Raw genomic sequence first — 12,473 nt, forward strand, 5'->3', positions numbered from 1 at the left:
CAATGATCGTTGTCGACAGTTCAGTCTGGATCGCCAATCTGCGGGGCCTCGACACAATCCCTGTGCGCAAACTCAAAGTGATTGAGGACATGAACGAGATACTCGTCGGCGATCTCGTTCTGCTGGAAGTGTTGCAGGGAGCCCGCAACGAACGACATGCGCTACAGATAGAACGAAATCTCCGCCAGTTCTCGATCGAGCCAATGCTCGACGACGCGATCGCCGTTCAAACGGCACGAAACTACAGGCTTTTGAGAGAGGCCGGGCACACCCCGCGCAAGACGATCGACATGATAATCGGAACATTCTGCATACAGAACGGACATCGCCTTCTGCACGATGATCGCGACTTCGAACCCCTGACGAGAATTCTTGGTCTACAGACCCTTTAGCGGCTGGAGTCCTGCTCCGTTTCGGAGAGGGTTGCCGCCAGCCTCACCTTTTCCTCTTCCGTCAGAGGCGTCCCCGTGAACCCTGTGGGCCGTCGCCGAACAGCAGTCAGCATCGCGGCAACTCCGGCCAGCAGCAGAATGACCGGCGCCCCCCAGAGGATCAGCGTCTTCGTCTCGAAGCGGGGCTTGAGCAACACGAATTCGCCGTAACGCGATACGACATAGTCGATAACCGCAGCATCGCTGTCACCATTGGCGATCCGCTCGCGCACCAAAAGTCGCAAATCCTTGGCGAGTTCCGCGTTGGAATCGTCGATCGACTGGTTCTGGCAGACCATGCAGCGCAACTGCGCCGACAGTGCTCGTGCGCGCGCCTCCAGCGCCGGATCGGCCAGCACCTCGTCCGGATTGACGGCAAAGGCCGGCCAGGCCGAGAGCATCAGGAACAGGACGAAGACTAGGCGACGGATCATTGCGCCGGCTCCAGAACCTGCTTCTTCTGCTTTTTCGCCCGTGACGGAGCGCCGACGCGCAGGCGCCGGTCGCTGAGGGACACCGCACCGCCGGCCATCATGAACAGCGCGCCGCCCCAGATGCATAGGATCAACGGCTTCCACCAGACCCGCACCACGATACCGCCATCGGCCATGTCGTCGCCCAGCGACACGTAGAGCTGGCTGACGCCGAATGTGCGGATGCCAGCCTCCGTGGTCGGCATCTGCCGCGCCGTATAGAATCGCTTCGAAGACCAGACGTCTCCCAGCGGCGTACCTGCGCGGCTGATGCTGAAATGCCCGCTTTCCTCGCTGTAGTTCGGGCCGTTGCCATTGCGCAAACCGTCGAAGCGCAGCGTGTAACCACCCGCTTCCGTCGTCATGCCCGGCTTCATTTCGGCTATATGTTCGGTCGCGAAAGCCGTGACCGCAACAATGCCGATCAACGTCACGCCAAGCCCGACATGCGCCAGCGCCGCGCCGAACACGGACCGTGGCAGGCCGATCAGCCGTCGCACGGCGACCGAGCCGGCAACCTTGCCGAGGCCGGAACGGAGATAGAGCTCCGTCAGAGAACCGACGATCAGGTAGACCCCGAGGGCAAGGCCGAACAGGGCCATGATCGGCCCGCCGTTCTGCGCATAGTAGATGGCGGCGCCGGCCACCAAGCCGACAGCAACCGCCGCGAACAGACGTTGTCCGGCGCCCAGGAGATCGCCGCGTTTCCAGGCCAGCAGCGGCCCGAAGGGAACCGCCAGCAAGAGCGGCAGCATCAGCAGGCCGAACGTCATGTTGAAGAAGGGCGGCCCGACGGAAATCTTGTCGCCGGTCAGGGCTTCCAGCACCAGCGGGTAGAGCGTCCCGGTCAAAACCGTGGCGGCTGCTGTGGTCAGGATCAGGTTGTTGAAGACCAGCGCGCCCTCGCGCGAAATCGGCGCGAACAGTCCCCCGGCCTTCAGCCGCGAGGCACGGAAGGCAAACAGCGACAGCGAACCGCCGATGAACAGGATGAGAATGAACAGGATGAAGACGCCGCGCGTCGGATCGGTGGCAAAGGCGTGAACGGAAGTGAGAACGCCGGAGCGGACGAGAAACGTCCCCAGCAGCGACATCGAAAAGGTCATCAGCGCCAGGAGCACCGTCCAGATTTTCAGCGCCTCGCGCTTTTCCATCACCAGTGCCGAATGAAGCAGCGCCGTACCGGCAAGCCAGGGAATGAAGGAGGCGTTTTCCACCGGATCCCAGAACCACCAGCCGCCCCAGCCGAGTTCGTAATAGGCCCAGTAGGAGCCCATGGCGATGCCGGCGGTCAGGCAAATCCATGCGGCCAGTGTCCACGGCCGGACCCAGCGCGCCCAGGCCGCATCGATGCGGCCCTCGATCAGCGCCGCGACGGCAAAGGAGAAGCAGACGGAGAAGCCGACATAGCCGAGATAAAGCAGCGGCGGATGGATGGCGAGGCCGACATCCTGCAGCACCGGGTTCAGGTCACGGCCCTCGCCCGGCGCCTCGAGCAGCCTGTTGAAGGGATTAGAGGTCAGCAGGATGAACAGCGTGAAGGCTGTGCAGATCATCGCCTGAACCGCCAGCACATTGGCCTTCAGCGTATCGGGCAGGTTGTTACCGAAAACGGCGACCAGCGCGGAGAAGAACGCCAGGATCAGCATCCACAGCAGCATCGAGCCTTCGTGATTGCCCCAGACGCCGGAGAACTTGTAGATCAGCGGGATTTGCGAATGCGAGTTCTCCCAGACGTTCTGGACGGAGAAGTCCGACGTGACATGGGCATAGGTCAAGACGCAGAATGACAGCGCCACCAGCAGGAAGGTCGCCTTGGCCGCGACCGTGCCGATCTCCATCAGCGGACCATCGTTGCGCAGCGCGCCGATAATCGGCAGCACCGCCTGGATGAGCGATGTCGCCAGCGCCAGCACCAGCGCGTAATGACCAAGCTCGATGATCATCGGATATTCTCCTTGCCACCGAGCGAGACGCCCTGGGCCTCCAGCCGGTCCGCGACATCCTTCGGCATATATGTCTCATCATGCTTGGCAAGGACGGTGTCGGCAACGAAAAGCTGGTTGCCGTCCTTGAAGCTGCCTTCCGCGACGACACCCTGCCCCTCACGGAAAAGATCCGGGAGAATGCCGGTATAGCTGACCGGCACGTTGCCCAATGTATCGGTGACACTGAAGGTGATCGTCGCTCCCTCGCCGCGCTTCACCGAGCCGGTCTCGACCAGCCCGCCCAGCCGGATGCGTGTGCCCGGCGACAGGTTCGCCTTGGCGAGATCGCCGGGAACATAGAAATAGGCGACCGACTGGCTGAAGGCGAACATGACCAAGAGCACGGCGGCGGCGATGAAACTGACGCCGCCGCCGATGATCGTCAGGCGCTTCTGCTTGCGGGTCATTGCGCGCCTCCGTCGGTCTTCAAGCCAAGTTCGCTGGCCAATGCCAGCAGTTGTTTACCCTCGCTGCCGTCGGCCGGAAAGGCGGTCAGCCCCTGCTTCAGGGCATCCGCCGCCTTGTCCTTGTGGCCGAGCACGGCATAGGAGCGGATGATCCGCATCCATCCTTCGAAATTGTTCGGGTCAGCCTTCAGTTTTTCCGCAAGACTGCCGACCATACCTTCGATCATCGCGGTCCGGTCGCCGGCACTCATGTCCTGCGTCGCCGCGATATCGTCCGCTGTCGGGTTCCCGAGTTTGGCGCCGGCCTCGGCACTCTGCACCGGCTGGCCACCACCTTGAAGGCTTGTGATGTGATCGTTGACCAGCGGTAGCCAGGGCGCATCCGCCGGCGACGATGCGACGATCTTTTGGAAGGCGGTCAGGGCATCGGCCGACTTGCCTTCCTGCTTCAGTGCCAGTGCCAGATAGAATTGCGCGCGTGGATCATCCGGCTGGATGGCCAGCGACTTCTCCAACGCTTCCTGCGCCTCGCTCGTCACCAGCCCGCCCGACAGTGCGATCAGGCTTTCGGCGTAGCCGCCGAGCCGCACCGGCGTCGGTCCGAGAATGCGTAGCGCATTGCGGAACGCGTTAGTGGCGTCCTCGATCCGGCCGCTGCGATAATAGATCGGCGCCAGAACATCCCAGCCGGCGCCGTCCTCCGGATTGACCACCAACTGGCGCTCGGCTCGTGCGATCAGGATATTCATGTCATTGCCGGGATTGGCAAGACGGGAGGCGAGCGGCGCATCCGGCACGTCCGGATGTCCGGTCCGCAAGTAAAGACAGAGACCGACGGCAGGCAGGACGAGGACGATGGCAAGCTGCGCCAGCCGGTTGCCCCGGCGCGGTGCCGACACTGTTCCCGCAGCCTTGACGGCGTCGGATGCGGCCAGCAGGCGGCGGGCAATTTCGGCGCGCGCAAGCTCCGCGTCTTCGCCGGAAATCAGTCCGCCGGCCTGATCGCGCTCCAGTTCTTTCAACTGGTCTCGATAGACCTCGACGTCATGCGATTGGGGGGCTTCAACGCGGGCGCCAGCGCGCAGCAGAGGAAGCAGCAGAACGGCAGCGACGGCCGCCGTCAGGGTGGCAACGAGAATCCAGAACAGCATGTCCGCTCAATTACTATGCGGACGGCGCCATTCCAACCATTAAACCGTAAATGACGGAAATTTGAGGCGTTTCGCCGCAAGGGTCCCAACTCACTAGGGCGAGTGCGTCAGGTCAGGGGCGTCCAGGTTCCATTCGCATTGCGGCAGGCGGCGCCGCGGGCCACACTATCCTGCCCCTTGACGGTCACCGTATGGCTGTATTGCCGGCAATTCTGCGATCCGACCTGATAGGGCGCCGCTGCCACGACCGAGCCGCTGATGCCGGACCCTTGCCAGACCACTGGCTGTCCGCCGCGTGCGGCTTCGAGCGCGCGATACTCGGCTTCGAGCGCTCGCTGGCGGTCGCCCTTGCTGATCGAAAGACCGGTCTCGCGGCCGATGATACCACCGCCGAGGGCAGCGATGTAGGATGCCGACATGTTGGATGTCGTCAGCGTGCCGGCTTTGGCGCCGTTCGCCGAGGTCGTGCCACAGCCGCTCAGAAGCAGCGAGGAGGCGATCAGGCACGCGGCCGGGGGTGCTGAAAAGATGGTCGGAAAACAGGCCAGGTTTTTCATCGTGCGGGGCAGCTTTCGCGATTCCGTTGCATCGGCAGATCATGGGCGGCTCTACAACCGATTCCATGGTTGATTATCTTTTTACATTCCCCGCCGGGGCAGGCAATATCGCAGTGCAGAAAGCCGAGCCATTCGAACATTTTGCCTGTCATTCCGTCAAAAAAGTCACGGCGAACCGAAATCCGCCTTTTTATGACACAGCCGGCAGCACCAGCACCGCGCTCAGGCCCCCGCGCTCGCCGCGCGACAGCGCAAGCGTGCCCTGATATTCGCCGGCGATCTCGCTGACGATCGAAAGCCCCAGCCCCGTGCCCGGCTTGGTTTCGTCCAGACGTTTGCCGCGCTTGACCGCAACCGCGATCTGGTCCGGTTCCAGGCCTGGCCCGTCATCGTCCACCTCGACGATGATCCAGTTTCGCCGCCCGGGATCCCTGCCCTGCACACCTTCCGGTGCAATCTGCGCGGTGACGCGGACCTGGTCGTTGGCGTAGCGCGCCGCGTTGTCCAGAAGGTTCCCGACGGTTTCCTCGACGTCCTGCTGCTCCATCGCCAGGATCAGGCCGGGCGGCGAGACCGTCAGCAGGAAGGTCTTTTCCGGATGCAGCCGCCGCATCACCCGCACCAGCCGTTCCAGCACGGGCTCGACCTCCGTGCGCGCCAAAACGGATTCGCGCTGCGCGGCGATCCGGGCGCGGTTGAGATAGGATTGCACCTGCACCTGCATGGCGTCGGCTTGCGCCTTGACGAGATCGCCATGTGGCGCCTCCAGCACCCGCGCCTCGTTGATCAGCACCGCCAGCGGCGTCTTCAGCGAATGGGCGAGATTGCCGACCTGCATGCGTGCCCGCTCGATGATGCGGCGATTGCTGTCGATCAGCGCATTGACCTCACTCGCCAAGGGCTGGATTTCACGGGGAAATTCGCCGTCCAGCCGTTCGCTCTCGCCCGCTCGGATTTTTTCGAGCGAGCGCCGCGCCTGGTCAAGCGGCCGCAGGCCGAACAGGATCGCCAGCGCGTTCATGCCGAGCCCGCCGAAACCGAAGATCGACAGCGCCAGATAGAGATTGCGATTGAAATCGTCGATATCGGCTTCCAGCACATCGCGGTTGCCCGCTACCCGAAACCGGGCGGTGTGCCCCTGGATGTCGAGCACGACTTCCGTCTCCGCCACTTCTACGTCGTTGTTGAAGGAATCGACGGTCGTATAAAACCGCTCGTAGCGAATATCGAAGGGAACCTCATCGACGCTGGCGATCGGCAGCTTGCCGGAACCGAGCGATGTCGAGATCAGCGGCGGCGTCGCGAATTCGCCGATCGGCTCGACGATCCAGTACCAGCCGGTCTGCGGCTGCGAGAACCTGAGATCGCCCAGTTGCGGGCTTCCGGCCAGCACCTGCTTGTCGTTGACGACGATCGAGTTGATGACGTTGTAAAGCTGCGCGCGCAACAGGTCCTGGAAGCCGCGCTCTGACCCCTGACGATAGAGAGCCGAGATCACCACGCCGATCACCACCAGCGCCGCCACCGCCCAGATTGTGGAGACCAGAAGCACGCGTGCGGTCAGGGATTGCGGCCGCAGCATCAGCGGCACCGCGAAAAGGAGAGAAACGGAAGAGCGACAAGCCCGCGACCGGCGGCCGACATTGGCTGTATTGCGGAGATGATCATGTCCGCCGCCGCGCTCAGGTCTTGGCGTCCTTGTTGACGAGGCCCGGCGCCTGCATCCGGTAGCCGAGCCCACGGACGGTCTCGATCAGGTCATTGCCGATCTTCTTGCGCAGCCGGCCGACGAAAACCTCGATCGTATTGGAATCACGGTCGAAATCCTGGTCGTACATATGCTCGACCAGCTCGGTGCGTGACACCACCTGTCCCATATGGTGCATCAGGTAGGAGAGAAGCCGGAATTCGTGCGAGGTCAGCTTCAGCGCCACGCCGTTGACCAGCGCCTTGGAACCCTTGGTATCGAGCCGCACCGGCCCGCAGACGATTTCGGAACTCGCATGACCCGCCGCCCGGCGGATCAGCGCGCGGATGCGTGCCAGCACTTCCTCGACATGGAACGGCTTGGTCACATAGTCGTCGGCGCCTGCGTCGATGCCGGCCACCTTGTCGCTCCAGCGATCGCGGGCAGTCAAAATGAGGACCGGCATCGTCTTGCCGGCGCCGCGCCATTTTTCCAGAACAGTGATGCCGTCCATTTCGGGCAGGCCGATATCGAGGATCACCGCATCATAGGGTTCGCCGTCGCCAAGATAGTGGCCTTCCTCACCGTCGAACGCCTGATCGACGACATATCCCGCCTCCTTCAGCGTATCCGTCAACTGGCGATTGAGATTGACGTCGTCTTCGACCACGAGAATGCGCATGAACTGACTTTCTTCCCTCTACAGCGCCGCGCGTCAAATATGACGCGCAAAGGTCGCTGTAACACTTTAAATGTGCTGCGCGACCGATCCGGACAGGCCGCGCGTACTATCAGACTCACTGCATACCTCATTCTCAACCGTCCGAAAATATTGCGAGGCAGATGCAGGAGATGTTCCCTCACATGGGAACGCGCATCGTCACTTTCTTGGGACGTCCGCCATTGCCGGGAATCAGTACGGTGACCACGCATTGGCCATCGCCGGTGGGCTGGGCCGACAAAAGCTCGCCGCCGGTTTTGGCCACGACTTCCGCCGCCGCCTGGCCACAATCGCCGTCCACCGTGACAACCATCGATGGCACATCAATCGCCGGCGGTGCGAATCCGGTCAGACCCGCTGCAAGCGTTGCTATGATCAAAGGTGAAGACATGAACGCACTTTCGGCTCGAAAACATGGGCGATTTGGGAAGCATCACTGCAAATTCAATAAACGATACAGTCTGAATGGCAAATGAATGTCTGGATAGCGCCCTGTTTTGATCCATATGGATCGCTTCAGCGCAATCGCGTCCGCGCCGAAATCCGGCCCCAGATCGCAACCAGACCACCAACAGCGGCGACAAGCGTGGTCAGCCCGTCCACAACCCCGCTTTGATCTTCCGGCGCGATGTCCAGTCCGAACAGATTGCCGCAAGACGCAAGGATGGCGACAAGGCCGCCCCATACGGTTTTCGACAGGTACCAGTTTTTCAATTCGTTCATTTGACGCTCCTTTGAAAAATATTGGCGGATCTCACAGCGCCAGCACCGCTTGCGCGGGCACGCCGAGCGCAACCTTCTCGCCCCGTTGGCGCACCCGGATCGACAGGCTCGCCTGCACCGTTCCGAAATCGGCAAGCTCGAAAGCGCTGACATAATCGAAGACCGGCTCCGACACGTCGATCCTGCGCTTGACCACCCCGCCATCAAGGATTTCAACGCGGTAGCGCTCCTGCGGCTCGTCGAGTGCGATATCGCCATCGAGCCAGTGGTCGGCATCTCGCCTGGCGCAGCGTGTCCAGTGGATGCGGATCGCACCCGTTTCCAGCCGCCGCGCCCGCAGATGCACCGGCGCAATCGGGGTTTCAGCCCTCAATCCTCCGGCAAACACAAAAGGTCCCTCGGCCGTGGTCGCCAGTCCACCAGCTTCGACGATCCAGTTCATCACCCGCCCCGCCTCGTCGCCGTTCAAGCCCAGCTGCTTTACCGCACCGTTCAACACGGCAGCGGATGTGCCAGCCACGGCACCAGCCAGCATCGCATCCGTTGTTCCATGAAGCCCCCGCAGTAGTCCTGAAAGCCGCCAGCGCCCAGCGGCGATTTCCGTCGCCGACCGAAATCCAATGATCTCCCAGACACCGTTGGCGGCAAGCACCGCAATCCGGTTCTGCCCGTTCAACACCGCAGCCCTGCCAGCCGACGACAGTCCGCTGAAATGAAGGTCGAGCGTCAAGCTCCGTGCGCTATCGAACCGCCCGAGCACGCCGGCACCAAGCGCTTCGGTGAGGACACCTGTCTGCGCCGGCTGGTCCAGCCGTACCCGCGTCCTATATCCCTCCGTCGTCGCCGACGAGGATAGCAGCACCGAATGCCAGGGACGCGCAAACACCGCCCCGCGCGCAAAGCTTGCCGCCTCCCCGGCCTCGTATTGCGGCAGGTCCATCAGGTGGACGACGGGTGAAAACCCGTCGGAGGGCGTGCGCGGCTGATCGACATGACGCGGAGGCACGCTCTGCCCGCCGCCACTCGACGGCACATAGGCCCGCGCCTCGACCGCCCTTACCGCCCCGTCCTCGATCCGCCCAACGATAAAATGTCCGGCCGGTCCGTCCTCGAAGGCAATGATATCGCCCGGCTCAAGCGTGATATCCGCCGGAGACAGGGAAAACCGCACGCTGCGCCGCGAAACCTGATGGTCCCGCAGCGCATCCTCGACCGCCGAGGCCGCCGCGCCCTCATGAAGCGCGCCCGGCACAGACAGTCTCAGCACCCGTTCATTGGCCGGCGAAACCCGCCGCGACCGCGCAGTGGTCTGCCCATAAGCATTGGCCGGATCGAAATGGTCGAGAATAGCCTCGCTGCCGAAATCACTGTCGTGACCCCGCGCCTCTTCGTAAAGCGGCTGCTCGTCCAGATCCGCGAAGACCGAGACCACCGCCGGCGCAGCCGCCTGTTTCATCCGCGAGCGAAACTGCAGAATTCCTCCCGTTTCGACGGCGTCGATCTGCAGCGCCGCCATCAGCGGCTCCAGCACATCCCGGGCCGATGCCTGGTCCGATTGCACATAGCCGCCGAGATCACCACTCACCAGATCGGTATTCCCGTCCTCGAACCCATGGTCTGCGAGCACGGCGGCAATCACGTCAGCTGCGGTCGATGCGCCGAGCCGGCCATTCAGCCAATGCCCCACCTGCCAGTTGTCTCCGTCCGACCAAAGCTTGGTGTTTTCCGGAAAGGCCGGCAACGGCCGCGCATCCCAGGTCCAGACGAAGATATGATCCGGGTCGATGCATTCCGGTGCATCTACTCCAGCCCAGAAGTCATATTGTGCCTCCAGGAACCGGCGCTGCATCGCATCCCGACGTGCACCATTGGAGAAATACGGCACCGCTGTCTCCGAGGATTTCGGATCGGTGAAAACATTCGGCTGGTTCGCCCCCTTGTCGATTGCCGGGCAGCCAAGCTCCGTGAACCAGATCGGCTTGCTGCCGGGAACCCAAGCCGTCGGCAGCGCCTGCTCGACGCCGCCGATCCGGTCGTGGTGCGCCTGCCCCCACCAGTTGGCGATGTCCTTGTAGCGATAGACCCAGTGTTTTCCCGCCAGTCCGTCACTGATCGGCGTGCGCACCCGGTCGCGCCGGTCGGCATCGCCAGCATAGTACCAGTCATAGCCCTCGCCGGCCGCCACCATCGCCCGCATCGCATATGCATCGTCCACCACCCGGAAACCATCGGGATTGCCCTCGGTCAGATCGCCGTCGCGCCAGTCGGAGAGCGGCATGTAATTGTCGATGCCGACAGCATTGATCGCTGGAGACGCCCAGAGCGGATCGAGATTGTAATGAACCTCCCCCGATCCGTCCGCCGGGTGATAGCCGAAATACTCACTCCAGTCGGCGCCATAGGTCAGTTTCGTGGCCGGCCCCAGAACCGCCCGGACATCGGCACCGAGCGTTACCAGTTGCTCGACAAACGGAAACGCGCCGGTGCCGTCACGCAATTGCGTCAGTCCGCGCAGTTCCGAGCCGATGATGAACCCGTCGATCCCACCCGCCGCCTGCGACAGCAGCGCATAATGCAGGATCAGCCGGCGGTATCCCTCGTCGGCTCCTGTCGAGGTGACCGAGGTTCCGGAAACATCGAAATCCGTCACAGTCGCGGCTCCGCTGAAGGCCTCGACCTGGCTGCGCGCCGCACCTGTCTTGTCGGCACTTCCGGTCAGGCCCGGCGCCGGATGCGCGGTGATGCGCCCGCGCCAGGGATAGGCCGGCTGTCCCGTGCTGCCATAGGGATTGGGCAGCGTGTTTTCGGCCGGAATATCCATCATCACGAAGGGATAGAGATAGATCTTCAGTCCTCTCGTCTTGAGGTCGGCAATCGCCGCCACGACACTCGCATCGCTCGGCGTGCCCCCATAAGCCGGTCCGCCACCATTCCGGCTGACCACGGACGCACCGCCGCGACCAATGCCAGACACCAACCATACCCGGCTTTCGTCCTCGCGAACGGCCGTCTCAACGCCCGGCACGATCCGGCAATGCCCGGCGCGAAGATCGGTCCCGAACCAGGAGACGACCAGCGCCACCCGCTCGAGATTGGGACAAAGCGCCTGCAGTTCGTCGAGGGAAGCCTGCCAGTCCGACCCGGCATGGAAAACATTCCGGTTGATCAGCCGGCTTGCCCCCGCGCCGATCTTTTCCTTGACCACACGCGGATCATAGCCATGCTCGCTCGATCCGGGAATAATGGTCACAGCCCGGATATCCTTTTCCAGGCTTCCCACCGGTCGCAACACCTCGAACTGGATCAGCGGAATGCGGTTGCCGTAACCGTCGAGCGGGAAGCGCTCGAATACCGCATAGGCAAGCCCGCGATAGCCCGGCGCCTTGCCCGCCCCCTGCTTGGCCTCGATCAGCGGATCGGGCAGTTGGTCCGGCGTGCCGCGATGGACCCGCATCTCGATGCCGGGCAAATCCAGCTCCCGACCATCGGCCCAGACCCGCCGCACATGGGCGATCTCGCCTTCACAGATACCGAGCGCGAAATTGGCATGGTAGCGAAACGTCTCCACGCGCGGGCCGCTCGCCTTGCCGCCCTGCCGCTCGACACGCACCTCCTCCTCGAAACGCGTCGCCCAGATCAGCGTGCCACCGACACGCACCGTCCCATAGGCACGCGTGATCGCCGTTCCCTCGTCCGCGCCGGGAATGCGGGCATTGCCCAGCCGGGCGCCGGAGACGGTCGTCATGCCGTTGACGATCGAGCGATTGATAACGGATCCCGCCAAGGCACCGGCTGCGCGACCCAGCATCGCCCCGACCGGGCCGAACACGCCACCGAGCGCCGCACCCGCCGCCTGCAGAAGAATGGTCGCCATTGGGATCAGACCTTTTCGGGAAAACGGAAAACGCCGGCAATCCGCCGGCGCCAGGAGGGAACGAGCGCAGATCGGATCACCGCCGCCTGCTCATAAGCATGGATGAACCGGTCGTCGCCACAGGCGATCCCGGCATGCTTGGCCGGCAGGTCCGGCCGCCAGCGAAACAGCAGGAGATCGCCCGGTCGCATTTCGTACAGCGGCTCGCCAAAATGCCGCCGCGCCGCCTCAAATAACCGATCCGTGCCGCCTCGCTCCGCCCAGTCCGGCTGATAGGCCGGCGGCAATTCCGGCTCGGTGCCATAAAGTTCGCGCCAGACCCCACGCACCAGCCCCAGGCAATCGCAACCGACACCCTTCAGGCTCGCCTGATGCCGGTACGGCGTCCCGATCCAACTCTCCGTCAGTGCGACGACCCGCAAGGCAAATGGTATCCCTCCCTCTTCTCCCCACCGGGGAGA

At 63.2% G+C, this 12,473-nt stretch carries 13 protein-coding genes; 2 read left to right on the plus strand and 11 right to left on the minus strand.

From position 1 onward, the window contains the following. Nucleotides 1-2: 2 nt before the first annotated feature. Nucleotides 3-392, plus strand: coding sequence for a type II toxin-antitoxin system VapC family toxin (gene vapC / locus ACST81_RS17455; RefSeq protein ID WP_438749436.1), 390 nt, complete (start codon nt 3-5; stop codon nt 390-392). Here vapC and ACST81_RS17460 read toward each other — a convergent pair. From ACST81_RS17460 to ACST81_RS17480, 5 genes are all read right to left on the minus strand, one after another. Further along, complete coding sequence (locus ACST81_RS17460) at nt 389-865, minus strand: cytochrome c-type biogenesis protein (protein WP_438749437.1); 477 nt, start codon at nt 863-865, stop codon at nt 389-391. The two genes, vapC and ACST81_RS17460, sit on opposite strands and share 4 nt — an antisense overlap. Further along, nucleotides 862-2,850 carry a heme lyase CcmF/NrfE family subunit gene (locus ACST81_RS17465; RefSeq protein WP_438749438.1) on the minus strand — a complete coding sequence of 663 codons (1,989 nt, stop codon included), beginning with the start codon at nt 2,848-2,850 and terminating at the stop codon, nt 862-864. Before ACST81_RS17465 ends, ACST81_RS17460 begins: the two co-directional genes overlap by 4 nt. Further along, on the minus strand, nt 2,847-3,299 hold the full coding sequence (ccmE, locus tag ACST81_RS17470; protein ID WP_438749439.1) for a cytochrome c maturation protein CcmE: 453 nt from the start codon (nt 3,297-3,299) through the stop codon (nt 2,847-2,849). The genes ACST81_RS17465 and ccmE overlap by 4 nt, the downstream gene beginning before the upstream one ends. Beyond that, nucleotides 3,296-4,450, minus strand: a complete 1,155-nt coding sequence (gene ccmI / locus ACST81_RS17475) for a c-type cytochrome biogenesis protein CcmI (RefSeq protein ID WP_438749440.1) — start codon at nt 4,448-4,450, stop codon at nt 3,296-3,298. The genes ccmE and ccmI overlap by 4 nt, the downstream gene beginning before the upstream one ends. A 107-nt stretch (nt 4,451-4,557) precedes the next feature. After that, nucleotides 4,558-4,953, minus strand: coding sequence for a hypothetical protein (locus ACST81_RS17480; RefSeq protein WP_438753646.1), 396 nt, complete (start codon nt 4,951-4,953; stop codon nt 4,558-4,560). On the opposite strand from ACST81_RS17480, the gene ACST81_RS17485 reads away from it, so the two are divergent. After that, nucleotides 4,868-5,080: a hypothetical protein gene (locus ACST81_RS17485; protein ID WP_438753798.1), complete on the plus strand. Its 213-nt coding sequence runs from the start codon at nt 4,868-4,870 to the stop codon at nt 5,078-5,080. The two genes, ACST81_RS17480 and ACST81_RS17485, sit on opposite strands and share 86 nt — an antisense overlap. Before the next feature lie 117 nt (nt 5,081-5,197). On the opposite strand, the gene ACST81_RS17490 is transcribed toward ACST81_RS17485, so the two are convergent. From ACST81_RS17490 to ACST81_RS17515, 6 genes are all read right to left on the minus strand, one after another. Next, nucleotides 5,198-6,586: an ATP-binding protein gene (locus tag ACST81_RS17490; protein WP_438753647.1), complete on the minus strand. Its 1,389-nt coding sequence runs from the start codon at nt 6,584-6,586 to the stop codon at nt 5,198-5,200. Nucleotides 6,587-6,689: 103 nt separating this feature from the next. Beyond that, a complete protein-coding gene (gene feuP, locus ACST81_RS17495) occupies nt 6,690-7,376 on the minus strand; it encodes a two-component system response regulator FeuP (RefSeq protein WP_438749442.1) in 687 nt (228 codons plus the stop codon). Between the two features lie 178 nt (nt 7,377-7,554). Next, nucleotides 7,555-7,806 (minus strand): hypothetical protein, encoded by a 252-nt coding sequence (locus tag ACST81_RS17500; RefSeq protein WP_438749443.1) that lies wholly within the window; start codon nt 7,804-7,806, stop codon nt 7,555-7,557. Between the two features lie 125 nt (nt 7,807-7,931). Further along, nucleotides 7,932-8,138 (minus strand): hypothetical protein, encoded by a 207-nt coding sequence (locus tag ACST81_RS17505; protein ID WP_438749445.1) that lies wholly within the window; start codon nt 8,136-8,138, stop codon nt 7,932-7,934. Between the two features lie 31 nt (nt 8,139-8,169). After that, complete coding sequence (locus ACST81_RS17510; protein ID WP_438749447.1) at nt 8,170-12,012, minus strand: baseplate multidomain protein megatron; 3,843 nt, start codon at nt 12,010-12,012, stop codon at nt 8,170-8,172. Between the two features lie 5 nt (nt 12,013-12,017). Continuing rightward, on the minus strand, nt 12,018-12,434 hold the full coding sequence (locus ACST81_RS17515) for an NlpC/P60 family protein (protein WP_438749448.1): 417 nt from the start codon (nt 12,432-12,434) through the stop codon (nt 12,018-12,020). Between the last annotated feature and the right edge of the window lie 39 nt (nt 12,435-12,473).

The organism is Pararhizobium sp. O133, assembly GCF_051669845.1.
Classification (GTDB): Bacteria; Pseudomonadota; Alphaproteobacteria; order Rhizobiales; family Rhizobiaceae; genus Pararhizobium.